Raw genomic sequence first — 24,691 nt, 5'->3', positions numbered from 1 at the left:
ATATATAAGTAGCAGTGGATTTCTCTTCGCTGTATGCAGTCAGAAAGCAATCAGCCCCCCTACAGAGACGAGACGCTCCCGACGGAGAAGCGCGTCGAGGACCTCGTCGACCGAATGACGGTCGAAGAGAAAGTCGGGCAACTCGTCGGCACGTGGGCGGGACAGCTTAGTGAGTACAAATCGGTCGAAGACGTCGAAGACGAAGTCGTGGAATATGGGGTCGGTGCTGTTGCGTCGTTCGGGTGGGCCGGAGCGGTCGACTCTCGGATAGACGACGTGGTCGAGACGGTCAATCGCCTTCAAGAAGTCGCGTTGTCGAAGACGCGACTCGGAATTCCGCTGTTGTTCAACGTGGATGCAGTCCACGGGCATGCATACGTCGCCGAAGGGACGGCATTCCCGAACGGACTCGGGATGGCAGCGACGTGGGACGAAGACGGCATCGAAAAAGCAGCAGCGGTTACTGCAACCGAAGTCAGAAAGTCGGGGGCACAGCAGAACTATTCACCCACCTGTGACGTTGCCCGAGAGCCACGATGGGGTCGCACGTTCGAGACGTTCGGCGAGAGCCCATTTTTGTGCGGACGGCTGGCAGGTGCGATGGTACGCGGATACCAAGGCGACGGCCTCGACGACCCTACCTCCGTGGCGGCAACGGCGAAGCACTTCCCGGCCTATGGTGAACCCGCGCGCGGAGAAGACACCGCCCCTGTCGAAGTCTCCTCGTACCTCCTTCGAAACATCTTCTTACCATCGTTCCTCGACGCTATCGACGAAGGTGTCGCGTCTGTCATGCCCTGCTACAACGCAATCGACGGGCGACCCGCACACGGGTCGCGCGAATACCTCACAGACCTTCTCCGAGGGAAACTCGGATTCGATGGAACCGTCGTCTCCGATTGGAACGGGGTTCGGATGCTTCACGAGGACCACTTAGTCGCGAGCGACCACCGTGACTCAGTTCGAATGACACGTGACGCAGGACTCGACGTCGCATCGGTCGACGCTATCGCTCACGCGGACCACCTCGTGTCGCTCGTCGAAGCGGGTGAGATTGCAGAAGACGTTCTCGACGAGAGTGTCAGTCGCGTGCTCGACCTCAAATTCCGACTCGGACTCTTCGAAGATGCGTTCGTCGATGCGAACGAAGCGCGAGACGTTGTCGGTGCCGATGCTCATCGTGACGAGGCGTTAGAGACAGCACGGAAGTCGATGACACTCCTTCAGAACGACGACACGCTCCCACTGGACCCGGAGGCCGACATCCTCGTCGCAGGGCCGAACGCAGACAACCCCATTCACCAACTCGGTGGGTGGAGTGTCCCCGACGAAGCGGGTACCGACATCATCTCAATCAAAGATGGAATCGAATCCGTGTGTGACGGGACAGTAACCTACGAACAGGGAACGATGATAAACGACCCAGTCGACATCGACGCCGCAGTAGAGGCAGCGAAAGATGCGGACGTCGCGGTGGTCGCAGTCGGAGAAAACTGGTACATCCACGAATTCGGGCCGACGGAACTGAGCGGCACCGCCCCCGACGAGTTCCCGAACCGAACCACGCTCGAACTCCCCGATGCACAGCGTGACCTCGTGAAAGCGTTGCACGAGACGGAGACTCCTGTCGTTGGTGTCCTCGTCACTGGCCGACCCCTGGCCGTGGAGTGGATGGCAGAGAATCTCCCGTCGCTGTTACTTGCGTACTACCCAGGGACGATGGGTGGTCAGGCCGTCGCGGAGACACTCTTCGGCGCGTGCGACCCCGGCGGACGATTACCGATTTCGTTCCCTCTCTCCGCGGGTCACCTTCCAACCCGGTTCAACCACTTCCCTCACCCGACACCAATCGGTCCGGACGAACACCTCCCTTCGTACGACCCACTCTTCGAATTTGGTCACGGGCTGAGTTACACTGATTTCGAGTTCGGTTCGATGACCGTGACGGACGAGCGGATTTCACCCCACGGCACCACGACAGTCGAAGTTCCTGTGGAGAACGTCGGAGACCGACACGGGTCGACCGTCGTACAGGTGTACGTCACCGACCAGGCTGGAACGCGCATAACACCGGTCCGGGAACTCTGCGGATTCGAGCGTGTCTCACTCGACCCTGGCGACACAGAGACGGTGTCGGTCCCCATCGATGCGGCATCGATTGGGCGTCTCGACGAAACTGGGAGGGTGCTGGCTATCCCGGGTGAATACACCCTCCGTGTCGGTGACCAAAGCGTCACGGTTACCGTCGAACCGGAATCCAACTGACCGGTCTCACCGCGGGCAGAGGAAACTGTTTCGAGCAGTTTTTTGGCGGCTACATTCTCACCGACGGCCCCTCGGCGAGAGAGAGAGGCACCAGTACGTTGTCTCCCACCGTACAGTGGAATAAGAAAATGTACGAAGACCGCACCGCAGGGGCCGTCGAACTCGTTGGCAGACGACGTGTTCTAGGTCGTCCATCGTCAGCGTGCATCACCCTCGCGTACAGTTCGTTCAGGTGACTCCGTTTTTCTTGAACACCCGTTGGAGCGTCCCTCAGGCCGCAATTCAGTATTCGATGGGAACACACATAGACACCAGTTCACACACAACATAGATAAAATTCACATCATATCTAATTTCATATAGTATTAGGCAAACAGTCAAATTCGAGTCACGTTAGCAAGTGGCCTTATTTCCTTAATTCGTCTTTTTCAGCGCGTTTACCCCGTTAACTGGTAAAAGTGGTGATGTATCTTCCAGATATACTACATAGACCAATTTTCTGTATAGGGAGATAAAAAATAAGTACTCCGACATTGTAATCACCTGCGAGGGGGCTTCTGACGGCGTATTTGTTCCTGTAGGCCGAGTTCATTCGCTATCTGGAGGGCAGACGAAGACGTGTCGTCGACCTAAGTCCCACAATGTCGACAGAATTCAGGATGATGGCCGACATCCCCATTACAGACGTACAGTAGTAATACACATCGGTACCTTCGTTCGCACCGTTCCCTCGAGACAAAACTGGGAAGCGATTCGAGACGTAGAATAGAATCGCTATCCATTACAGTCGTACTATCGTCACTCATTCCAGCCCTGATCGAGTCGTGATTCAGTGGAAGGGTGTCTCTCACGGCTTCGAGTTAATACATTTAAATTCAAATAGGTTTCAGTTAGTACCAGTTATAAAAACTTTTTTCAGAGGATTCTGAACCCATACTAGATTTTGATTATCTACATAAATATTAGATATGTCTCATCACTCACAGCCATATACAAAATATTCTCCACATACATGCAGAATTGAGCAGGTATTTCCACATAGCAAGTATTAGATTTAGTAGCCAATCGTCATACATATCATTTACACAGACATCTTATAATCTATACTCTACGTGGGCCGTGCTGCTCCAGACAGGCTTCGAGTTGTCGAGACTCTGCTCGCAACGTTTCGAGCTCGGCTTCGACTGCACCCCGTTCGAGTTTCGCTCGTTGCTCGTCAGTGAGTTGTTCACGAGCGACGGCAGTCGCTCTGAGGCGAGCGAACTCCCCCTCGCTATTCGAAGCGAGCCTGTACACAGAACGGGCACGTGCCACCGTCGCTTCGTCTGCGAAGCGACCGACGACTGCAACTAGTTCTCTCGTTCGCCACCTGAGTTCCTGGGCTGGCGCGGGCGGCCACGAAATGGTGAGCGAATCTGCCGCATCTGATAGCTGCGAGAGAAACGTCTGGGTCGTCCCTACCGCCGCCGAAAACGTCTCGGGGTCGGCGACGTAGTGGTCGAGTTTCGACCGTGAGAATTTCGCCAACTCGGTGAGTCTGGAGACCGGTTCAGACCCGATATCCGCTGTATCGAGGTAGGTCCGTAATCGTTGAGGCGGTGTTGGCAACTCGACGAGCGGGTAGGACTCTGCGGTTGCTAACAGGTCCAACACCTCACGAGCAGGCGTCTCACCCACGAACTGGTCGAACGCCATCGTTACAGCCTCGTTGTAGGCCTCGATAGGTTCTGAGAGCTCATCGGTCGAGCGGTCCAGGTCTGCCTCGCCAAGTGCGAGTAGTTCTTCGAGTTCGTCGATTCGTTCGCCGACTTCGCGGTGTCGCTGCTCGACAGCGTAGCGTGCCGTTTTGTACTCCTCACGTGCAGTCTTCCAAGACTGGAGGAGTTGGGCATCTTTGCGTACCGGTTCGAGTGCCTCGCGAGCCCGTCCGAAATCACTCGTCGACAGTGTGGACGTGATGCCGGTAGTGAGGATATCGTTGGCATCGATGAACGATTCGCTGTGGGAGACGTCGGGAGGAATTTCGTCGAGCGTATCAGAGAGTGCCTCCCTGAATTGGACGTACCCTTTGAGGTCATCTCGGTCCGTCGCACGAGACTCGTACTGGTCGAGAATCCGCTCGACGTTGTCGAGCGCTTCGGCGGCGGTTTGGAGTTCAGATTCGCCACGTTCTTCCACCGCAGTGCGTGTTTCATCGAGCTCTCGTGCCGCATCTCGCAACTCCTTCACCTCGTCGGGCGTCTCAGTCATCGTACCCACCTACACAAGTGAATGAATCGGTTGAGACGAGTATCATTGCCGTAGTATGAGGACTTGAAGCACAAAAATGCGGCTCGAGAGTTCTACTCAGAGGATGGCCTCGAGTTGCCGAAAGTATCGAACTCAACGTCTGTCTTTTCGTACTCTATCAGTGAGACACCACCCACCGGTTTGGGAACGGTCCTCGCTTGGACCATGCGACGGCTTTTTGCGAGCATCACACACGAGCGTGTGGTCGATTCTGACACTGTATCGCCACCTACCTCACTGTTGCTCGAATCCGGCATATGGTGTGCGGTGAGTGTTCCGAATCAAATCTTCGTCCAGTACCTGAAGTCCGAGTTCGTCCAGTTCCTCACCGATTCTGCTGAGGTCGTCACCATCCTCGCCGATAGCACGAACCAACACGTTCGATTCACCCGTCATCACTTCTTGTACCTCGACAACACCCGATACTTCCGCGGCGGCAACGGCTAGTTCCTCACGTTCTGGAATTGGCGCCGTGCAGACGATAAGCGTGAACAGTTGGTATCCCGCCGACTCGTAGTCCACGTCGGCGTGGTATCCCCGGAGAACGCCGTCTCCTTCGAGTCGTTGGATGCGGTTCCGAACCGTACTCGCTGACACGTCGAGAGAATCCGCGATATCCGTCGAAGAGGTATGCCTCGCTTCGCCTTGGAGCATGTACAATATCTCTCGGTCCAAATCGTCGAGTCCACTCATCGTGATTCACTTCGAGAGCAGGTGCGCAAAAGGGTTAACCTTGCCCACAATCTTGTCAGGTACCATCATATTTGGCTCGAATATTTGCGAATCGGCAATCAGATATAAATAAGACAAGACAATCAACGCTTTCTAAAGGATAGAGCAGAAACGATACGGGTACGAGCTCCAATGAACCCAACAGAGATAGGCGTACGCCTCGTTGCAGGTATCCTACTCATCCTCGCGAACGGGTTTTTCGTCGCCATCGAGTTCGCGTTGACCCGGGCTCGGCAGTTTAGTAAAGGAGAGTTCATCGATGGAAATCCCGCTCTCGAACGAGCGTGGGAGATGACGAACAACCTCGAAATCTATCTCACGACCTGTCAAGTGGGTATTACGGCCTCCAGTATCGCCGTCGGTATCGTGGCCGAACCGGCACTCGCAGCCCTGTTCGAACCCTACTTCGCCAGTACGCCGCTTGCTTCGATCGGCGTGGGCGCTCTCATCGCATTTGGTATCATCAACCTCCTTCACCTCACACACGGTGAACAGACGCCGACCTATCTCGGTGTCGAACGTTCACGACTGGTGTGTCGGTACGGAGCGACACCCCTGTACTGGTTCAACTGGCTGATATCGCCGCTCATCACGTTCGGCGACTGGATCGCAAAAGGGACACTCAAACTGTTCGGAATCGAGATGACCGGGGCGTGGCTCGAAACCGAAGAAGACGTGCTCGAGTCGCGTGCCCAACTTCGAAATCGGCTTCACTCACTGCTCGAAGAAGGGGACCTCCCCGAAGAACGTCGCGACGAAGTGCTCAACGCACTGGACGTCGGGGAACTCTCCACCAGTGAGATCATGGTCCCGGCAAGCGAAATCATCGCACTCTCGACGACAGCCTCCACCGGAGAGAATTTCGAGCGGATTCGAAAGACACCGCATACTCGCTTCCCACTCGTCGGTGAGGAGTTGACCGACTTCCAGGGAGTCGTGTACGCGCCATCGATAATCGAACACTTCGAAGAACTGAAGGATGGTTCCCTCTCGTTCTCCGAGATTGCGGCACCACCGACGACGGTGGCCGCAGAGACGAACGTGAGTGACGCGTTCGACCAGTTCCAAGCAGAAGACCAGGAACTCGCACTGGTCTTACAAGATGGTGAAGTCGTTGGACTGCTCACGGCGACAGACGCTCTCGAAGCAGTGATGGGAGAACTCGAAGACCCACTCGACCAACGAGTGTCAGTTTGAACATCGACAGGCCAACCGGTAGGTGACTCGCGGCATCGAGAGCGAGAAGACGAAGTCTCCATTTGGTTCTGTTCTGATGGTGCTGTGGGCCGGGGCGACGCACCTCGGTACACGTACGATGTTCCACGAAAAACAGAGGGTGAGCCACAGCGGCCACCCACCGAAAAGAGGCCAGGCGGTCAGAATCCACTGGCCTAGGCGAACACGAACAGTTCCCCGAATCAGGACAGGGAACCGACGAAGTGTTCATGGTAAGCGATAGAGTGGGTGTAGATATGGACCGCGAGACGCTTTCGCAGGCACTCGAGTACGCGGACCTCACGTCGTACCAAGCCGACGCCTACCTCACACTCCTTGAGATGGGTGTCTCGCCTGCTATCGAAGTGGGCAGAGAGAGCGCCGTACCCGTCTCGCAAGTGTACGACGTTCTTCGAAGTCTCGAATCGAAGGGGTACGTCGAGACCATCGAACGAGAGAAACTCTACGTTCGACCGTGTGACCCGGAGGCAGCGATGGCCGACCTAGAGACGAGGGGAGAACTCCTCCACGATGCTGCCGAAGCGGTCCGCGAGCGATACCGAACTCCTGAACGGATGGACGCGCGAGTCGGTGTCACCAAGCGTGTCGAGACAGCAGTCGAGAACGCACAGGACCTCATCGACGACGCAGGAACCGTCGTGGAAGTCGCTGGGTCGTTCGAACAACTCCAGTCGCTCTCCCCCGCGCTTCGAGAGGCCCGCAACCGAGGTGTCGTCGTTCGTGCATCCGTCTACATCGACCAGGGTGAAGAACCACCTGCAGAGTTCGACCCGAATGGACTTCTCTCAGAACTTCGTGTGTGTACCATCCCGGGACCGTTTCTCGTCGTCATCGACCGAGACCGGACGTGTTTCGCACCGAACACGCGCTCCGACGAAGACTACGGCGTCCTCGTCTACGACCGTATCCTGCCGTTCGTCTTTCACTGGTACTTCCTCACCTGCCTGTGGAATCTCTACCCGACGGTCTACCTCGACGACGACGAACAGTTCACCTACGTCACCATCGAAGAGTTCATTCGGGATCTCTTACCCCTTTGGGAAAGAGGGTTCGAACTCGGAATTACCGCCGAAGGAATCGACCTCGCAGAAGGAAGTGAGACCACTGTCGAAGGAACCGTCGCCGACATCTCGTTCCACGGTGACGAGCGAAATCCGTCACGATTAGCACTCTCAGACCTGGGGTCGCACAAGAACCTCACACTCGGTACGGGCGATGAGACGGTCGTCGTTGGAGGGTGGGGTGCTGTCTTCGAAGACGTGGAGATGCGGACGATTTCGTTGGAGAGTATCGACATCGGAGAGACACCGTTCACCCACTAGAGACGCGACTGACTGTTCAGTTCTCGCCCCATTGGGTGACGCACGACGGCTGAGAGACGGAGTCTTCGAATCACGGAACCGTCAGGATTCATATGCCACACAGGCACATACCAACTATGCCAAATCCATCTTCGTTTTCTCGGCAGATTGGGAGCGACCGCGTCGAGGGGATGCGCGAATCGGTCATTCGGGAGATGACACGTGAGGCACACAGACACGACGCCATCAACCTCTCACAGGGGATTCCCGACGAAGACGAGACGCCACCGAGCGTCAAAGAGGCCGCCAAGGCGGCAATCGATACTTCGAGTCAGTACACGATTACGTGGGGGCTTCCGGAACTCCGCGAGACGATTGCAGAACGGTACGAGGAGTGGAAAGGCGTCTCGTACGACCCAGAGACGGAAGTCACGGTCACGACCGGAACGAGCGAAGCAGTCGTCTCCAGTCTCCTCGCACTCTGTGACCCCGGCGACGGCGTCATCTACTTCGAACCGACCTACGAGAGTTACATCCCCGCGGTCCAATTCGCAGGGGGGCGACCGATTCCACTCGACATCACTGACGGCCTCGAAGTCGACCCAGACACGCTCAGAGAGGCCGCCAAAGACGCGTCTATCCTCATCCTCAACCACCCACACAACCCGACGGGGAAGGTCTTCGCCCCTCGTGAACTCGAACTCATCGCCGACGTCGCTGCCGCAGAAGACCTCATCGTCGTCACCGACGAAATCTACGAGCACATCGTCTACACCGACGAGTACCGCAGTCCCGTCGAAATCGACGGCCTCGCCGGACGGACCGTCGTCTGCACGGGCATGTCGAAGACCTACTCTGTGACGGGGTGGCGTGTCGGGTTCGCACTCGCACCCGAACCACTCTCCGCCGAACTCAGAAAGGTCCACGACTACACGAGCATCTGTGCACCGACCCCGTTCCAGAAAGCGGGCGTCGAGGCGCTTTCCCTCCCAGATGATTACTACGAGAACCTCTCTGCGTCGTACGAGCGACGCCGCAACACGCTCTACGACGGGCTCCGAGCGGTCGGTTTAGACCCCGTCAAGCCCGACGGTGCCTACTACATGCTCACCCGGTATCCGGGCGACGAAGACGACACAGCGTTCACACTTCGCCTCATCCGCGAGGCGGGTGTCGCGGCAGTCCCCGGAAGCAGTTTCTACACGGAGGGGTCTGCAGATTGGGTTCGCTTCACCTTCTCTCGCAACGAAGCGACAATCGAAGAAGCGCTCGCTCGCCTCGACGAGAATCGGTTCTGGTAACGTCGACTGCAGGTCGGGTGGGAGTGGTCTAACAGAAACGGTCACAACCCACTACGTTCCGCACTGCTTCACGATTCGGTCGTGAGACCGGTCAGGGGAGCGTGTCACCACCCCAATGGGTGGTCAGACACTGTCACCGTTCCAGTGGTTCTCGATTTACTCGAGGTCGAAGCGGTCGAGGCTCATGACCTTATCCCACGCATCGACGAAGTCGTGAACGAACTTCTCTTCAGCATCGTTAGACCCGTAGGCTTCCGCAATGGCACGAAGGCGGGAGTGCGACCCGAAGATGAGGTCCACGCGCGTCCCCTTCCACTTGAGTTCGCCCGACTCTCGGTCACGGCCTTCGAACACGCCCTCGGCGTCCGAGGACGGTTCCCACTCCGTGTCCATAGAGAGCAGGTTCGCGAAGAAGTCGTTGGTCAGCGTCTCCGGTTCGTCGGTGAAGACGCCGAGGTCAGACTGCTGGTAGTTGGCGTTCAGTGCGCGCATGCCGCCGACCAGTACCGTCATCTCGGGTGCCGTCAGGTCGAGGAGGTCCGCCTTGTCGACGAGGGACTCTTCGGCCGGTCGGTCGTTTCCGTCTTCGACGTAGTTTCGGAACCCGTCGGCGCTCGGTTCGAGCACCTCGAAGGATTCGACGTCGGTCTGTTCTTGGGAAGCGTCGGTGCGGCCAGGTTCGAACGGAACCTCCACGTCGTACCCGGCATCTGCGGCCGCCTGTTCGACGGCGGCACACCCACCGAGCACGATGAGGTCGGCGAGCGAGACTCTCGTCTCGTCGGACCGGGAACTGTTGAAGTCCTCCTGAATAGTTTCGAGGACCCCGAGCACTGCCTCCAGTTGGTCCGGTTCGTTAACGTCCCAGTTCCGCTGTGGTTCGAGGCGGATGCGGCCTCCGTTTGCACCACCGCGCTTGTCGCTGTCGCGGTACGTCGACGCCGACGCCCACGCAGTCTTGACGAGTTGGGAGATGGAGAGTTCGGAGTCGAGAATCTCTGCTTTGAGGTCGGCAATCTCCTCCTCGCCGATGAGGTCGTAGTCAGCGTCTGGGATGGGGTCCTGCCACAGCATCTCTTCGTCCGGAACTTCCGGACCGAGGAACCGAGACGGTGGGCCCATGTCGCGGTGGATGAGTTTGTACCACGCCTTCGCGAAGGTCTCTTGGAACTCGTGAGGGTTCTCGTTGAAGCGCTCGATAATCTCGCGGTAGTCTGGGTCCCGCTTGAGCGCGATGTCCGTCGTCAGCATCATCACGTCTTCCTTCTCCGACGAGTCCTCGACGCCCGGTGCAGCGGCGTCTAACTCGTCGTTCTTCGTGGTCCACTGCCACGCGCCGCCGGGGCCTTTCTCTGGCTCCCACTCGTAGTCGAGCAGGTTGTCGATGTAGCCCATGTCCCACTGAATCGGTGCGGACGTCCACGGGCCCTCGATACCACTGGTAATCGTGTCGGCGCCTTTGCCGGAGCCGAACTCGCTCTTCCACCCGAGGCCCTGTTCTTCGATTGGGGCCGCTTCGGGCTCTGGCCCGAGGTTGTCACCAGAGTCGGCACCGTGGACTTTCCCGAACGTGTGCCCGCCGGCGATGAGCGCCGCCGTCTCCTCGTCGTTCATCGCCATGCGACCGAACGACTCTCGGATGTTCTTCGCCGACGCTTCTGGGTCGGGTTGTCCATCCGGACCTTCTGGGTTCACGTAGATGAGACCCATCACGGTGGCTCCGAGTGGCTCTTCGAGTTGTCCGTCGTCGGTGAACCGGTCGGATGCCTCCATCTCGTTCTCGGGGCCCCAGTAGACAGACTTGTCGGGCTCGAAGGCATCTTCACGCCCTCCCGCGAATCCGAACGTCTCGAAGCCCATGGACTCCAGAGCGACGTTCCCTGCCAGAACCAGCAGGTCGCCCCACGAGAGTTTACGACCGTATTTCTGCTTGACGGGCCAGAGCAGTCGGCGTGCCTTGTCGAGGTTCGCGTTGTCGGGCCAACTGTTGAGAGGTGCGAAGCGCTGCATGCCACCGGCCGCGCCACCGCGACCATCAGTGGTGCGATACGTGCCGGCGCTGTGCCACGCCATCCGAATGAAGAGGGGACCGTAGTGACCGTAGTCAGCAGGCCACCACTCCTGCGAGGTGGTCATCACAGCTTCGATATCCTCCTTCACGGCGTCGAAGTCGAGTGACTCGAACGCTTCGGCGTAGTCGAACGCTTCGCCCATCGGGTCGACTTCGTGAGCGTTCTGGTCGAGGATGTCCAGTCTCAACTGATTTGGCCACCAGTCTTGGTCGGGTTGCATCGTCGGGTGGTTGTTACTACTGCATGTAAAGATTGTCTAATTCGGAAATGAAATTGTATTTTCGAAATGAAGACTCCGGTGGAGCCAAAGTGAGCAATCGAATTTGTGAACTAATCTCAGCGATATGCGCGAACGCTGGATTCAATACGGTTTCGGAATCTGCCACCTGCTTGCGATTGTAACGGAAGTGGTGCGTTTCAATCATACTATCCAGAACATTTGCATCGAGAGAGCACGGAATCCGTCCGTGTCTGCCACAGATACGGCCCGGGCTGTTGCAGCGTACACTCAGTCCCAAAGGTCGTACATGTCGTCCTGAACACCGCCAGTGTAGTGCTCGCCGTCCAAGACGACACCACACTCGTCCTCGTCAGTCGGTTGTTCGACCGTTGCGACCACCGTCGCTTCGATACCTTCGTCGGCGAGTGCTGCGAGCACTGAGTCAGTCTCGTCGGCAGGAACTGTCGCAAGGAGTGCACCCGACCCAAGGATGCGAAGTGGGTCGACACCCATCGCCGCACACACCGTCCGTGTCTCGGGGCGAACGGGGACAGCGTCTCTCTCTACGTCGATACGGACGTCCGAAGCGCAGGCGAGTTCGACCAGGCCGTTGAGGACCCCACCCTCAGTCGGGTCGTGCATCGCTGTCGCGACGGGAGCGAGGACGGCGGATTCGGGGAGGACGCTGATGTCGCCGAAGAACCCTGCTGCCCGGTCGACGGTATCGACGCCGACGCCAGCCGATTCGAGGTCGTCGCGGAAGTCAGTCGCGAGGACGGCGGTCCCTTCGATACCCGCCCCTTTCGTGAGTATCACCGCGTCACCGGGCGACGCACCCGACGTGGGCACGTAGCGGTCAGTTGGCCCCAGACACGTCAGCGAGAGAAGTGGGCGTGAGAGACCAGCGACGGTTTCGGTGTGCCCACCAACGATAGTGATTCCTAACCGGGTGGCTTCGGCGTCGAGTTGAGCGGTGATGTCGTCGAGTACGTCGACGTCGGGTTCGGGAAGGAGGATTGTGCTTACGAGCCACGTCGGGATGCCACCACAGGCAGCGACATCGTTGCTCGCAATCGCGACACCGAGCGTTCCGATACGCTTCGCGGCGAGCGAGATTGGGTCGGTAGTGACGACCATCGTCCCCTCGTCGGTTGCGACGGCAGCGGCATCTTCGCCGTAGCCAGCGCCGACGAGCAGGTCGTCGTTGGCCGCACCCGTCCGCGAGAAGATGTAGCGGTCGAGGTCCGCGGGCGAGAGTTTGCTCATGGTGATAGTGTTGCAGGTCGGCTTTTGTGTCTTCCCGTTCGGCGGTGACGCGATTGCACGCCACGGCCGACAGACATCATCACGGCTTATACCACCTCCCGCGAAACGGCCGACTATGCTGATGACACCCGGCCCGACGGCGGTCCCGCCACGGGTTCGTGACCGGATGAGTGACCCGATGCCGAATCCCGACGTCGAGCAGTCGTTCTTCGACACGTACGACGAGGTCTGTGCAAAATTGCAGACCATCTACGACACCGACGACGACGTACTTGTCATGGGAGGTGAGGGGATTCTCGGCCTCGAAGCGGCCATCGCCTCGACGGTCGCCCCCGGTGACGACGTTCTCTGCGTCTCGAACGGGCTCTACGGAGATGGGTTCGCCGACTTCGTGGAGAACTACGGCGGCAATCCGACGCTCGTCGGTGCCGACTACACCGACCCACTCGATTACGCCGGTGTCGAGGAGGCACTCGACGAGGGAGATTTCAAAGTCGCGACGATGGTCCACTGTGAGACGCCGACGGGAACCCTCAACGACATCGAACCAGTCCTCGAACTACTCCACGACCACGACGTATTGACCATCGTCGACGCCGTCTCCTCGCTCGGTGGGACGCCCGTCCCAAGCGAGTACATCGATATCAACCTCGGTGCGTCCCAAAAGGCGTTCAGTTCGCCACCGGGACTGACGACTGTCGCCGTCAGCGACCGAGCGTGGGAAGTCGCAGAAGAACGCGACCCAACGTCCCTCTATACGAACCTGCTCCCGTGGCGTGACACCAGCGACAGGTTCCCGTATACGCACCTCGTGGCCAACGTCGCCGCTTTAGACGAATCGTTGGAGATGCTGCTCGAAGAAGGAATCGAGTCAGTCTACGAACGCCACGAGACTGCCGCCGCACACTGCCGGGAGCGAGGCGCGGCACTCGAACTCGACCTCTACCCCGACCCAGAGCGGAGTGCACCGACGGTCACGGCCCTCCACGTGCCCGGCGAGGCGAAAGCACTGCAACGCGAACTCAACGAACGACACGACATCGTCCTCTCGACAGGACTCGCCGACCTCGAAGACGATATCCTCCGCGTCGGTCACATGGGCTACAACGCCGAAGTCGACAAAGTCGACCGTGTTATGGATGCGTTAGAAACAGTGATCGAATAATCACCGGTCGAACCGGGAACCCCACCAAGTAGTGGATTTTACCTCGTCCTAACACCATCGTCTCACCGTCCTCTCAGTTCTCTTGTGGGGTGACGTCGTCGACCACTACTCTCACTGTCGATGTGTCGCCCACTGTGCGGCGTTCAAAAGGGATTATGGAAGAATACCGCTGCGTGGGTTCAGTACGCCGCGTCGACGATATCGTCGTCGAGTTCGTCGAACTGCGCAAGGTACGACCGACGCTCGTCGCGGAGTTTCCCGTGTGCGTCGGCGAAGTCTTCGACGTGGTCTGCGACGACGTACTGAGCGACGTCGATGCCGGGGACGTTCGTCGGAACGGTCAGGCCAAGCGTCTCGTCGTAGGCCCATTCGATGCTCTCACGGGCGACGCCTTCGAGGATGGCGACCGTCTCTTCGACGCCGACGTCGACTGGGTCGTCGGTGCCGACAGCACCAGTATTGATGACGAAGCAATCGACGTCGAGGTTGTCGATGAGGTCACGGAATCGGTTCCCCTCTTCACCCTCCGAACCGACGATGAATGGGTTCGTTCCGACGACACGAATCGGTTCGCCGATTCGTGATGGGTCGCCAGCGCTCGTCTCGACGGACTCGCCCAGCATGAACGCGACAGCGGCCTGCGTCTCGTCGAGTTTGGCAATCGGCGGCATCAGTGGGTTTCGCGTGATGAAGAACACCTGGTCGACGCTGTCGAGGTCGATATCCGTTGCCGAACTTTGGAGGCAGTCTCGCTGAATCACGGCTCGCGCATTGCGTCCGTACCGTGGTTCGTCGAATTCGACACTCCCATCGTCGTCGACAGCGACGTTCTCGAGGACGGCGCTCGCGTCCGTTGCGGCCCCGTAAAGTTCGGGTTGTTCGGTCTCGTCGAGGCCGAGTGTTTTGATGTAGAGGCCACCACCTTCACTCCCGGCGACAGTACCCGACGGGAGCAACGCACACACGTCGTCTTGGAGCATCTCTGCACCCTCGGGGTCGTCGAGCCAAAGTCCGTGGCTGGTCAGCGTCGACTTCCCCGTCCCGGAAAGCCCGAGGTAGAGTTGGCCGACTTCGCGCCGGTCGTCACCGTCTTCGAGGCACACTCGTTTACTGCCGGCGTGGAGGCCGAGACCGCCTGCCTGTTTCGCCCGGTGCATGAACAGTCGAAGGAACGACTTCTTCGCCTCACCGGTGTAGTCGCTTCCGAGGACCGTCGTGAGTCCTACCTCGGGGAGGACGCGGATGCACGGTTCGTCGGTTGCGTCCGGGAGTTGGACGGTCACGAAATCAGGCTCTGCGCCGTTGGCTGGTTCGAGAAGTTTCGCCCACGCGAGTGCGATGCGGCCGTACTCCTTGGGAAGAAACAGTCGGCAGACGGCCGAAACGTCCTCGTTCCGACCGACGACCCGGTCGACACACAGCACGTCGTTCGAGGAATCGTTCGTCCACTCGATGGCACGTTCGAACACAGCGATGTCCTCGTCGTCGAACGAGTCGTCGATGGAGTTCGCGGTTTGTGCCGCGCTTCGGGAGCGATAGTCGCTCACGTACGACGGAGCACCGAACTCAGTGGTCGTCTCGAGGTGTTCGGAATATTCACGGAGTTCTGCAACTGGAGGATTGTACGTTACGTGCTCCGCCGTGGTGGGGTCGGGGAAATCAGCCAGTGTTGGCCAGTGGGTTGCTTCTTCCATTCTATATCATCATCTACGATTTGGTTTGATAAGGTTATTCAATCCGTAATCGGTCGTGAAAATAATTATTTGAAATCGGGTAAATACGAAATAGTCGTCGAGGCTTGGCCAAGGAAACGCGGTCATCGGCGAGTCGTCGCTCGGTTAATTATTTTGGAGATTGATAGTAAAAACCGACAACACGCATTTACCGGGGGGTTTCGGGGCTGAAACAGTGGCTAGTGAGAACACGCTCCAATCGGAAAGTGAGGTCTTCGTGGGGAGAGAGCCATCGAAGCAGATGGACTGTCGTAGCCACGAAACGGACTACTGAGTCGCCCGTTCGAACCGGTACACGCTGATGAGTTCGTCCTCGCGGGCGTATCGAAGGTCGTGCGTCTGATTCAGTGTGCCGAGGACGCCATCAGAGTCGTCAGTCTGGTAGCGGACCACCCACACCGTCTCGTGCTCGCTCACCTTCGTCGCCAACAGAGACCTCTCGGAGGCAGTTACGTCGGGACTCGCAGGAAGCATCATCCGCTCGACTGCGGGACCACCGTAGTAGTAGGAGACGTCGTTTTCGACCCAGAACGGTTGAATCACGAGCAAGTCGTCGGGCGAGATGTTCGCAGAGACGTCACTGACAGACCCATCCCAGTCTTCGACGGTGTCTCCAGCGTAGTACCCGACTCCAGTGGTGATAGCGCCGGCGACGAGGACAACCGAAAAGACCGCCCGCCACACCGGTTGGTACTCCAGGTTGACCAATCCTCTCGCGACGAGGACGAGGAGCGGAAGACTCGCCGCAAGTGCGTAGCGCGGGAAGTAGATTGGGAAGAGGACGTACGACAGAACGAACGGAACAGCGATAGGGACGATGAAGAACACCGCAAGGAGACTCCCCCGTCCGAGGTCCACGAGATGGTATTCGATGCTCCCGTCGTCTGCGGGTTCGTAGCTGACGATTGCAAACATAATCGTGACGTTGATGGTCAACAAGACGACGAGCGCGGCCCCCCAGGCAACCCACGAGTCGTTGAAAATCGGATAGTACGACGGAAAGCCGGCGAACATGAGAAACGTGTCCCGGAGGAGTTCAGTCGACGGCGCTGGTATCCAACTGATGGCAGTCCCGGCACGATTTGCATCGGTGACCTGCCCGAGAACCTGCTGGCTGAGGACGTACACCCACGGGAGGTACAGGAGCGAAACGGCGACTTGAAGGGCAATCCACCGTCGTTTGAACCCTCGACTACTCTCGGTCAACACCGTGTACCCGTGCTGGGCCAAGAGGACGAACACCGCGTACACGTGTGTGTACAGCATCGCGATAGTGACGACGAGATACGTCAGCGCGGACCAACGGTTCCGTTCGGGGAGGTGGAGGTAGGTATACCAAGACGCGAGGATGAGAAACGTGAGGAGACTGTACATGCGTATCGTCCTCCCGAAGTGGATGTGCATCGTCGATATCGTGACGAGACTGGCCGCGACGAGACCCGTCGCATCGTCGTACAATCTCCTAGCGAGCAGGTAGACCATGCCGACAGTCGCAACCGAGAAGACCACCGAAAACAGTCCTGCACCGAACTGTGTCTGTCCGGCCACCGACATCCACAGGTGCAAGAGGATAAAGTACAGTGGAGGGTGTGGGTCCCACGGAATCACCAACAACTCGCCGATTGGCACCGCCGCCCGGAACGTAACCGTGTAAATTTCGTCGAGCCAGAGGCTCCAGCGTGTGAGCGCACCGATTCGGAGGACCATCGCGACGACGAGAACGACGGCGAGTGCGCCAAGACGTTTTCGTCGCGGTATCGTCCGGTCGACACTGGTAGACGAAGTTGGGATATCCAACGAATCGTTCGCATCGCCTCCGAGAAGCGACACTGAGATGTCGGAGACGCGGATGCCACGGCCCGAATCAACTTCAGACAGGTTACGTCCGAGATGAGCGGTCTTCGTCCAGTGGAACTGGCCCTGATACGTCTGTAAAATCGCACGCACGTCCGCGAGCCACTGGAATATCCAGTAAAAAAAGAGCGAGAGTGCGACGACACACGTTCGTTGGAGTCGCTGTGGGAGCGGTTTGTCCGAGACAATCCAGTACCCACGGGCGTAGAGAGCGGCGACCAACACGAGGAAGGAGAGTCCGAGGGACAAGATTCCCTTGACGAGCACCGAGGGGACGGCCCCAGTCATCGTCGTGAGCCAAAAGACGAACAGCAACCCAGCGATGTTTATCGGCCCGAGGTGGGGCAGTAACGACTGCCAGTAGATGTGGAATCGCTGGCGAAGCGTCTCCGGTGGTCTGTCGAGGTACTGGACGAACGTGTATATCTTCCCCTTCTTCCATCGAGTTCGCTGTTCTATCCAGCTCTTGAGTTCGATTGGTGACTCCTCGTTCGTCACGGCGTCGAGAAACGCAAACTCGTAGTCCTTGGTCCACAGGTTCAATCCGAGTTCGAAGTCTTCTGTGACGTTCGTCGGGTCCCACGGGATGTACCCCGCGAGGCCGTGGTCAGAGAGCCATTGGCGGTCTGTCGTCGACCACGGCGAGTCGTCAGCGTCGAAACGTGCGTCGGAGACGTCTTCTAAGACCCCCCGGCCGAAGAAACACGACGTCCCACCCAGAGGGATGGGATAGCCGACGTGTTCGAACGAGGGGATGACGAGGTTGTACCAGTAACTGTACTCTGCACGAAAGAGCAGATTCAACCACCCATCGTCTTCGTTGACCATATCGAGGTGGCTCAAGGCGAAATCGGCATCGGAGACAAGTGTGTGTCCAGCCTCTTCGAGGAGGCTCGCGCCAATTATCACCTCGGCGTCGACGACGCCGACGACATCGCTTTCGACGAATTCGAAGCCGTAGTTCAACGCTCGGGGCTTGTTCGGCTCACCCGGGTAATCGGTTGGAACGACGACTGTCTCGAAGGGATAGGTTCTCGAGAGTCTGTCGAGCACGTCACGAGTCGCGACGTCGTCCGGTTCGACGAGGACCATCACGGAAAGTAATTCACTGGGATACACCGCTTCGAAGATAGACCGAATCGAGTTCCCAACGACTTCGGCTTCTTCGTACGCAGGAACGAGAATCGCCATGGAGGGGAGCTCGGACGTGTCCTCGTGTCGACCCACCCCGTCTCTGGAGTCTATTCGCTGTGCTTCCGAGTCAGCACTCTGCCCGAAGACTCGGCGACTGGCCCGTTCGAACACCCGGTCAGCGAAGCGTTGAACGAGTGGGAAATAGTTGTAGAAGTTGGTTAGCGTCCAGATAATTCCAAAGAAGATGGTCCCGAAGACGATTACTCCCTTGACAACTTGGTAGAAGTTAGCCCCGATATCCATCATCCCACGACCTTCACAGGGAACTCAGTTTCTTTTAATATAACTGTATTTCTTCGAATATTGTCACCTACAACGAAATGTGGTGTTGGACCGTCATATTTTAGTTCGCGAGACAAAACGACTGACCAACACGATTCTCCATCATACACGTCGAGACAACGACGTGGGGTGGAGACTCAGTCGTCTGCGACGAGGCCACGTGCGAACGTCTCGATGACGAAATCACGAACCTCGGGATAGCGTTCAGTGCCGATATCGTCCTCGTGGAGTGTGAAGTATGGAATGGCCGCGACCGAACTGGCCACCAGTTCTGGGTCGTCGCTGTAGATTCGGCCTGCCTCAACGAGACGGTCTGTGAACGCCCGAATCGAGTCGATGTCCGATTGCCGTTCTTCTTCGCGCGCTTCTTCCGACTGGTAGGCACGCAATCGGTCGAGTTCGTCTGAGACGATGAGTTGACGGATGAGTGGGTTCGTCTCGATTTCGTCGAAAATGAAGTGGAGAAGTGCAGAGACGACCTCATGAGGGTCGTCACTCGACAGAGCTTCTTGCTGTGCGAGACGCTGTGCAACTTCCTCACTCTCGGACTCCAAGACGGCGAGGTACAGGTCCTCTTTGGAGTCGAAAAATCGGTAGAACGTGCTGGTCCCGATGTTGACTTCGTCGGTGAGGTCGGCGATGGTCGTCTTCTGGAGACCGAACTGTGCGAACAGTTTTCGCCCTGCTTCTTCGAGGTCAGTCCGGATTCGCTCCCGTTCCTCGTCCGAGAATCCTCGCATCGACGATTGCTACGAATCACGAATATATAAATCGTGAGTTCACGGTTCGTCAGACCGCGACCACGACGTGCGCAACCAGAGCGCAGTTAGTCCGCCCGCCGAAGGAACACCCTGAGTAACGCACCCACGACGACTGCCTGATACGCCAGTCCAACAGCGAGGTAGAACCACTCGCCACCAGTTCCATCGAGGACTGCGATAGCCGCTTTCGCCGCCCAAAATGGCGGGAGCACGCCCGCAACGAACTGGAACGGTTCTCCGACGAGTGCGATTGCGGCGACTGGGCCGATGATGAGGAAGCCGAGGAGTTTGCTCACAGCGACGCCCTCGACGGTGTTCGCCGCGAGACTCGCCATCAGTAGACCGGCGACAGCAGTGTGGAGAGATGCGACGAACGAGATAGCGAGGAAGGAGACGAGTGGGAGCGTCCCGATGTCGACGAGTGGCACCATCACGAGCGTCGAGAGGAACGCGAGTCCGAGGAAGACGACACCTCGGTAGAGGAGATAGCCACGCCCAGTCAGTGGCGTCGCGCGGAGCGCCTGTAAAATGCCCTGCTCACGGTCTTCGAGCATGAAGAACCCAGCAGCGAACCCCAGGGTACCGGCAGGGGTGAACATGAGGGCGGCGAGCAGTTCGTCCGAGTAGGCCGCGAAATCGACGAATCCGACGGCAGCGTCCAGTGGGTCGATGCCGACTCGTACGAGTAACCCTATCAAGAACGGGGAGACACCGATGTAGATGAGTAACGGGTCGCGGACCCACTTGCGGAGGTCAGCCACTGCGAGCGACGCGATGGGACCGAAGTCGCGGCCCGAGAGAATCCCGGATTTCTGCCTCGTCTTCGTGGTCGGGCGTCGTGTCCCACGGACGATATGCGTGAGGAACGCGCGGCGAGCGGCGACGTACGCAACGGCGACACTCACGAGGAGGTACCCGACGCCATACGCGAGTTTCCAAGTCGCGGTTGCCTCGAATGCCGCGCTAATGAGCACGAGCGATGCTTGTGTCGGGAACACGTAGAAGGCGGGGTGTTCGACGATACCGAAGTGGTCGAGAAGCGGGAGCGAGAGCGGAATCGTGTAGAGAATCGCCGTGAGGAAGTAGGCGTTCAAGGAGTCGAATTTGGCGACGGCCACGAACCCGACGAGGGCAAATAAGACGGCGGTGAGACTGAGACCGAGCAGGAACCAGACGGGAGAGAAGTCCAGACCGTGAACGAACACTGCGATGGTCGTCGCACCGAGAACCGCGATGAACGCCAGTGAAACCGCTTTCGAGACGAGGTAGTCACGCGCCGAGAGTGGTGAGGTGACGAGTGCGTGGAGGACTCCCTCGTTCTTCTCGAAGAGGACGAGTGCGCCGACGAAGTAGAATCCGAGGAACCCGGGGTCGGCGAACAGGACCATCACGAGTGTAGCAGTCCGAACAGATTCGGGTATCTGGGCGAGTCCGAGTCCAAACAGGACCGTGACGATTGCATACACTGCGTAGAACCCGTAGCGAAACTGCAGTCGGGCGTCCCACGGCACCATAGACCGGACGGACATCTAGACCAACTCCCGACCCGTTACCTCGATGAAGACGTCTTCCAGTGTCGCCTCGCTGGAGTGGATGCGTTCGACGCGCACCTCGTCTAGCAGTCGCTCGAATTGGGCGTTGGCCCCGAGTGATTCGAGGTCGAACTGCGCAGTTTCGAGCGCACCGTTCTGTCGGTACTCGACACTGACCAACGGGGCACCGTGTTCTTTCTTCAGACTGGTTGGCGCATCGAGGACGGGAATCGTCCCGTCGACGATGAACGCGACCCGGTCACACAGTTCGTCGGCGACGGTCATGTCGTGCGTCGTCAGAAACACCGACACACCGTCGTTCTGCAACCCCCGGACGATGTCCTTCACGTTCCGTGCGTTCGTCGGGTCAAGTCCCGACGTGGGTTCGTCGAGAAAGACGAGGTCCGGGTCGTGAATCAGCGACCGAACGAAGTTGAGTCGCATCCGCATCCCCTTCGAGTACGCGTCGACTCGTTGGTCGGCAGCGTCTTCCAAGCCGACCATCGCGAGTAACTCGCCGAGGTCCCGCGTCTCGCCGTCGTACAGTGACGCGAAGAGTTCGAGGTTCTCTCGCCCGGTCAGTTTGAGATACTGATTCGGTGACTCCGACGAGACGCCGATTCGCTGGTAATACTCACTGCCCCACTCGCTCACCTCTCGCCCAAGGACAGTGGCGTGGCCCTCGTACTTCTCCAAGAGACCGACGAGGACCTTCTGCGCGGTGCTCTTCCCAGCACCACTCGGTCCGAGGAAACCGAACACCTCACCGGACCCGATACTGAAGTTTAGTCCTCGCAACGTGGGTTCGTCGTTCCCCGGATACGTGAACCGGAGGTCTTCGACGACGACCGCAGACTCGTCGTGGAGGGACTCGTCATCGGGGCGGACGTCTGTCGTCGCATCCATCATCGTATTTCAGTATCCAATCGTGAATACAAAAATATTCTGCTTGTGTATTTTTGAACCACGTGGCAGCCAACACTCCCTGACTGAATATCCGCCTTCCAGGCGTGCGATACGCCGGAAACACGCGGTGTCTAGACGGGTCGTGCTCTACTGTACTTCGTCGACCTGAATGAGCAGTCTGTCACCGAGTGGTCCAGGCGGTGGAAGAAACAACCCGGTCGGCCCGGTATCACGAACGGTGTCACTGGCGTGAGCGGATGAAGAGTGCGTCTTTACTCGCCCGACTCGAGCCAAAAAAGGTCCCCGACGGAGCACTCGAACTCGCGTGCGAGTTTCAACGCAAGTTCGAGACTGGGGTTATATCGGCCTCGTTCGATGGAGTTGATGGTCTGCCGCGTGACGTCGACAAGTGACGCCAGTTCCCCCTGTGTCAAGTTCCGCTGTTCGCGGTGAGTTCGGAGAGCGTTGTTCATGCAACCTGCGTCGTTTCGTACATCGTGCTACCCACGTGCACGAACGCGAGGCCCGCGACGAAGAACGCGATGGGGGTCAACCAGAGAGGCCACTCGACTACACCGAGGGCCCAGAGTGCAGTCGTCACCGGGAAGACGACTGCCGAGGAGATTCCCAAGACACGAAGCGTCCTGCGACTCGCTTCACCCTGCCGGCGCTGGTCCCGCTCGTCGAAGATGGGCCCATCGCACCGACTGAAGACTACGATGGCAGCCGTGATACACCCAACGAACGTGGCGGTGCCAACGAGCGGATACCCCAGAACGATACATCCGGCGAGTGAGACACCGGAAAAGAGCCATAGGCCGAGATAGAGTCGTCGAGTCGATTCTTCGCTGGAGAGTGTTTGTGGGTTCGACATGGGAGTGGTACGAGGCCGTGGTGTAAAGCGACCTTTACAGTAAAGTTTCCTTTACATCCAATAAATCTATGGGTCCACCGTCCCTCGCCGACGGACTTCGAGTCGGCGGTGGGTTATGTCGACGATGAAACCGTCTCTCTGCCCACGGCGTAGCCGTGTTCTCTGAGAATGCGCTCGAATTGTTCTCCCTCGAATGCCTCGTGAGAGTGATACACACCGGGTGGAACGTTCAATTCGAGAACGAGACTCGTGATAGCAGCGGCGACGATAGCCGTCGCCCGACCTTGGTCTCGCCCACGCAACCAGCGGCGAACTGTCGCAGGACCGTCGTTCACGCGACCACTCACACTCGAGATGACGACGAACTCGTCGGAGCCAAACGGGACTGCGCTGGTCCCTGCATCGAGAGTATCGACGACTGCCTCTCGGCCTACCGCGTCGATTGCAGTCTCTACGAGACCGGTTCTTACCGCGAATGCGGACAATCTAGTCGCCAACGTGGAGTCGTAACACAACCACGTGCCGACGGTTGGGGCGTCCGTCGTCCGAGCTAGGACGTGCTGGTCGGCGACGTCGTAACGATAGACTCGCCTGCGGCCGATGCCCGGTATCGAGACCATCCGTGGGTCGGAAAATGGCCGAACTGGTCGCTCGTGCCCACCGATTTGGACCGTGAACTCGTCTCGAAGTCTATCGGCGACCCAGTCGAACGTGTCTCGGCCGACGTGTTCGCCGATACCGAGCACGAGAGTGAGTGCTATCGAATCGACAGTGTCCAGTTCCGCCATTGCACTCTCAGCGAGGAGATTCGTCACGCCAGGAGCGAGACCCACACTCAAGACAGCAGTTGTCTCGTTCGCCGTTGCCGTGTCGTCGAGCGTCTCTATCGACCGAAGGTGGGAGTCAGACGGGGAGATATCGACGTAATCGACCCCGCTCTCCAGACACCGCTGTGCGAACGATTCGTCTGGAGGGGAGACACAGACGACGGCACAGTCGACGTCATCGAGCGCCTCAGAGAACGTCTTCGAGTCGCGTAAATCAACCACACTGGAGACAGCCCGGTCCAGCGTCGAAGCGAATGCAGACGCCTTCTCCCGCGTACGACCTGCGACGACGATACGGGTATCGTGGTTTTCCGCGAGGAGTCGACATACGTGCCGCCCGACGATGCCGTACCCGCCAACGACGAGGACAGACGTGGTCATCGCGGAACCACCTCCTCGAGTGTCACGGGTGACACTGCTTCACCCAGCATCTCCGCATCATACCCGACTATGAATTCAAAAATATATTATTCTTTTGTTTTTGATGACCCACTCTCGCGGCCAGACTCATCGAGCGATTCGCTTCAGAGACCGATGCGATAGAGCGATACAAACGGCTGAAGTCTGAACATATTCGGGATAACACCCACAGTAGGACACTCGAAACCGAGACGTGTATGGCAGACACGAAACTCGACGTTCGCGAGATTCCACCGGCAGAACGCCATCCGAAGATTCACGCCGCGTTCGAAGAACTGGAGAGTGGCGAGACGCTGACGATTCTCAACGACCACGACCCGAAACCGTTGTTCTACGAGATGCAAGCCGAGGTTGCGGCGTTCGACGCCGAGAACTACGCCGTCGAGCGACGCAGTCCGACAGAATTCGTCGCGACGTTCCCGAAGCGATAGTCGATTCCGAACCACACTGACTCGCCTCTC

General features: G+C 58.3%; 18 protein-coding genes. 6 read left to right on the top strand and 12 right to left on the bottom strand.

Features of this window, described 5'->3' with window-relative positions; genetic code table 11:
- Positions 1 to 33 precede the first annotated feature (33 nt).
- Positions 34 to 2,265, top strand: a complete 2,232-nt coding sequence (locus GJR96_RS15600) for a glycoside hydrolase family 3 N-terminal domain-containing protein (RefSeq protein ID WP_225317760.1) — start codon at positions 34 to 36, stop codon at positions 2,263 to 2,265.
- A 1,101-nt stretch (positions 2,266 to 3,366) separates the two neighbouring features.
- Here the strand turns inward: GJR96_RS15600 and GJR96_RS15595 are convergent.
- Together GJR96_RS15595 and GJR96_RS15590 are read right to left on the bottom strand one after the other, a co-directional pair.
- Positions 3,367 to 4,515 carry a DUF7118 family protein gene (locus tag GJR96_RS15595; RefSeq protein WP_151164150.1) on the bottom strand — a complete coding sequence of 383 codons (1,149 nt, stop codon included), beginning with the start codon at positions 4,513 to 4,515 and terminating at the stop codon, positions 3,367 to 3,369.
- 273 nt (positions 4,516 to 4,788) lie between these two features.
- Positions 4,789 to 5,253, bottom strand: a complete 465-nt coding sequence (locus GJR96_RS15590) for an Lrp/AsnC family transcriptional regulator (protein WP_151164148.1) — start codon at positions 5,251 to 5,253, stop codon at positions 4,789 to 4,791.
- A 165-nt stretch (positions 5,254 to 5,418) separates the two neighbouring features.
- On the opposite strand from GJR96_RS15590, the gene GJR96_RS15585 reads away from it, so the two are divergent.
- The 3 genes from GJR96_RS15585 to GJR96_RS15575 all read left to right on the top strand — a co-directional run bounded on the left by GJR96_RS15585 (position 5,419) and on the right by GJR96_RS15575 (position 9,124).
- On the top strand, positions 5,419 to 6,483 hold the full coding sequence (locus GJR96_RS15585) for a hemolysin family protein (protein ID WP_151164146.1): 1,065 nt from the start codon (positions 5,419 to 5,421) through the stop codon (positions 6,481 to 6,483).
- 275 nt (positions 6,484 to 6,758) lie between these two features.
- Complete coding sequence (locus GJR96_RS15580) at positions 6,759 to 7,844, top strand: TrmB family transcriptional regulator (protein ID WP_151164144.1); 1,086 nt, start codon at positions 6,759 to 6,761, stop codon at positions 7,842 to 7,844.
- A 116-nt stretch (positions 7,845 to 7,960) separates the two neighbouring features.
- Entirely contained in the window at positions 7,961 to 9,124 is a 1,164-nt protein-coding gene (locus GJR96_RS15575; protein ID WP_151164142.1) for a pyridoxal phosphate-dependent aminotransferase, read from the top strand.
- Positions 9,125 to 9,280: 156 nt separating this feature from the next.
- Here GJR96_RS15575 and katG read toward each other — a convergent pair whose 3' ends face one another.
- On the bottom strand, positions 9,281 to 11,449 hold the full coding sequence (gene katG / locus GJR96_RS15570; protein ID WP_305037525.1) for a catalase/peroxidase HPI: 2,169 nt from the start codon (positions 11,447 to 11,449) through the stop codon (positions 9,281 to 9,283).
- Between the two features lie 255 nt (positions 11,450 to 11,704).
- Complete coding sequence (locus tag GJR96_RS15565) at positions 11,705 to 12,682, bottom strand: AIR synthase family protein (RefSeq protein WP_151164138.1); 978 nt, start codon at positions 12,680 to 12,682, stop codon at positions 11,705 to 11,707.
- A 115-nt stretch (positions 12,683 to 12,797) separates the two neighbouring features.
- Here GJR96_RS15565 and GJR96_RS15560 point away from each other — a divergent pair, with 115 nt between their 5' ends.
- A complete protein-coding gene (locus GJR96_RS15560; RefSeq protein ID WP_151164136.1) occupies positions 12,798 to 13,847 on the top strand; it encodes a pyridoxal-phosphate-dependent aminotransferase family protein in 1,050 nt (349 codons plus the stop codon).
- A 179-nt stretch (positions 13,848 to 14,026) separates the two neighbouring features.
- Here GJR96_RS15560 and GJR96_RS15555 read toward each other — a convergent pair whose 3' ends face one another.
- The 8 genes from GJR96_RS15555 to GJR96_RS15520 form a co-directional block, all read right to left on the bottom strand.
- Positions 14,027 to 15,541 carry a phosphoenolpyruvate carboxykinase (ATP) gene (locus tag GJR96_RS15555; protein ID WP_151164133.1) on the bottom strand — a complete coding sequence of 505 codons (1,515 nt, stop codon included), beginning with the start codon at positions 15,539 to 15,541 and terminating at the stop codon, positions 14,027 to 14,029.
- Between the two features lie 306 nt (positions 15,542 to 15,847).
- Positions 15,848 to 18,874 (bottom strand): glycosyltransferase, encoded by a 3,027-nt coding sequence (locus tag GJR96_RS15550; protein ID WP_151164131.1) that lies wholly within the window; start codon positions 18,872 to 18,874, stop codon positions 15,848 to 15,850.
- 173 nt (positions 18,875 to 19,047) lie between these two features.
- Positions 19,048 to 19,650, bottom strand: a complete 603-nt coding sequence (locus GJR96_RS15545) for a TetR/AcrR family transcriptional regulator (protein ID WP_151164129.1) — start codon at positions 19,648 to 19,650, stop codon at positions 19,048 to 19,050.
- Positions 19,651 to 19,736: 86 nt separating this feature from the next.
- Positions 19,737 to 21,200: a fluoroquinolone export ABC transporter permease subunit gene (locus GJR96_RS15540; protein WP_151164127.1), complete on the bottom strand. Its 1,464-nt coding sequence runs from the start codon at positions 21,198 to 21,200 to the stop codon at positions 19,737 to 19,739.
- Positions 21,201 to 22,112 (bottom strand): ABC transporter ATP-binding protein, encoded by a 912-nt coding sequence (locus tag GJR96_RS15535; RefSeq protein ID WP_151164125.1) that lies wholly within the window; start codon positions 22,110 to 22,112, stop codon positions 21,201 to 21,203.
- A 269-nt stretch (positions 22,113 to 22,381) separates the two neighbouring features.
- The gene (locus tag GJR96_RS15530; protein ID WP_151164123.1) at positions 22,382 to 22,582 is read right to left on the bottom strand and encodes a helix-turn-helix transcriptional regulator; all 201 of its coding nucleotides are present in this window, start codon (positions 22,580 to 22,582) and stop codon (positions 22,382 to 22,384) included.
- Entirely contained in the window at positions 22,579 to 22,983 is a 405-nt protein-coding gene (locus tag GJR96_RS15525) for a DUF2178 domain-containing protein (RefSeq protein ID WP_151164121.1), read from the bottom strand. The genes GJR96_RS15530 and GJR96_RS15525 overlap by 4 nt, the downstream gene beginning before the upstream one ends.
- A 113-nt stretch (positions 22,984 to 23,096) precedes the next feature.
- Positions 23,097 to 24,191 carry a saccharopine dehydrogenase family protein gene (locus GJR96_RS15520; protein ID WP_151164119.1) on the bottom strand — a complete coding sequence of 365 codons (1,095 nt, stop codon included), beginning with the start codon at positions 24,189 to 24,191 and terminating at the stop codon, positions 23,097 to 23,099.
- A gap of 236 nt (positions 24,192 to 24,427) precedes the next feature.
- Between GJR96_RS15520 and GJR96_RS15515 the strand changes: the two genes are divergently transcribed.
- Positions 24,428 to 24,661, top strand: coding sequence for a DUF2249 domain-containing protein (locus tag GJR96_RS15515; protein WP_151164117.1), 234 nt, complete (start codon positions 24,428 to 24,430; stop codon positions 24,659 to 24,661).
- Positions 24,662 to 24,691 lie beyond the last annotated feature (30 nt).

Origin of the sequence: Haloferax litoreum (assembly GCF_009674605.1) — an archaeon.
Classification (GTDB): Archaea; Halobacteriota; Halobacteria; order Halobacteriales; family Haloferacaceae; genus Haloferax; species Haloferax litoreum.
Note: the sequence above shows the minus strand (reverse complement) of the source record. Positions and strands in the feature narration are given on the sequence as shown.

Excerpts from the sequence above, each read along its gene's own strand:
- GJR96_RS15600 (WP_225317760.1), top strand. The coding sequence starts at position 34 with ATGCAGTCAGAAAGCAATCAGCCCCCCTACAGAGACGAGACGCTCCCG.
- GJR96_RS15595 (WP_151164150.1), bottom strand. The coding sequence starts at position 4,515 with ATGACTGAGACGCCCGACGAGGTGAAGGAGTTGCGAGATGCGGCACGA.
- GJR96_RS15585 (WP_151164146.1), top strand. The coding sequence starts at position 5,419 with ATGAACCCAACAGAGATAGGCGTACGCCTCGTTGCAGGTATCCTACTC.
- GJR96_RS15580 (WP_151164144.1), top strand. The coding sequence starts at position 6,759 with ATGGACCGCGAGACGCTTTCGCAGGCACTCGAGTACGCGGACCTCACG.
- GJR96_RS15575 (WP_151164142.1), top strand. The coding sequence starts at position 7,961 with ATGCCAAATCCATCTTCGTTTTCTCGGCAGATTGGGAGCGACCGCGTC.
- GJR96_RS15565 (WP_151164138.1), bottom strand. The coding sequence starts at position 12,682 with ATGAGCAAACTCTCGCCCGCGGACCTCGACCGCTACATCTTCTCGCGG.
- GJR96_RS15560 (WP_151164136.1), top strand. The coding sequence starts at position 12,798 with ATGCTGATGACACCCGGCCCGACGGCGGTCCCGCCACGGGTTCGTGAC.
- GJR96_RS15555 (WP_151164133.1), bottom strand. The coding sequence starts at position 15,541 with ATGGAAGAAGCAACCCACTGGCCAACACTGGCTGATTTCCCCGACCCC.
- GJR96_RS15550 (WP_151164131.1), bottom strand. The coding sequence starts at position 18,874 with ATGATGGATATCGGGGCTAACTTCTACCAAGTTGTCAAGGGAGTAATC.
- GJR96_RS15545 (WP_151164129.1), bottom strand. The coding sequence starts at position 19,650 with ATGCGAGGATTCTCGGACGAGGAACGGGAGCGAATCCGGACTGACCTC.
- GJR96_RS15540 (WP_151164127.1), bottom strand. The coding sequence starts at position 21,200 with ATGTCCGTCCGGTCTATGGTGCCGTGGGACGCCCGACTGCAGTTTCGC.
- GJR96_RS15535 (WP_151164125.1), bottom strand. The coding sequence starts at position 22,112 with ATGATGGATGCGACGACAGACGTCCGCCCCGATGACGAGTCCCTCCAC.
- GJR96_RS15530 (WP_151164123.1), bottom strand. The coding sequence starts at position 22,582 with ATGAACAACGCTCTCCGAACTCACCGCGAACAGCGGAACTTGACACAG.
- GJR96_RS15525 (WP_151164121.1), bottom strand. The coding sequence starts at position 22,983 with ATGTCGAACCCACAAACACTCTCCAGCGAAGAATCGACTCGACGACTC.
- GJR96_RS15520 (WP_151164119.1), bottom strand. The coding sequence starts at position 24,191 with ATGACCACGTCTGTCCTCGTCGTTGGCGGGTACGGCATCGTCGGGCGG.
- GJR96_RS15515 (WP_151164117.1), top strand. The coding sequence starts at position 24,428 with ATGGCAGACACGAAACTCGACGTTCGCGAGATTCCACCGGCAGAACGC.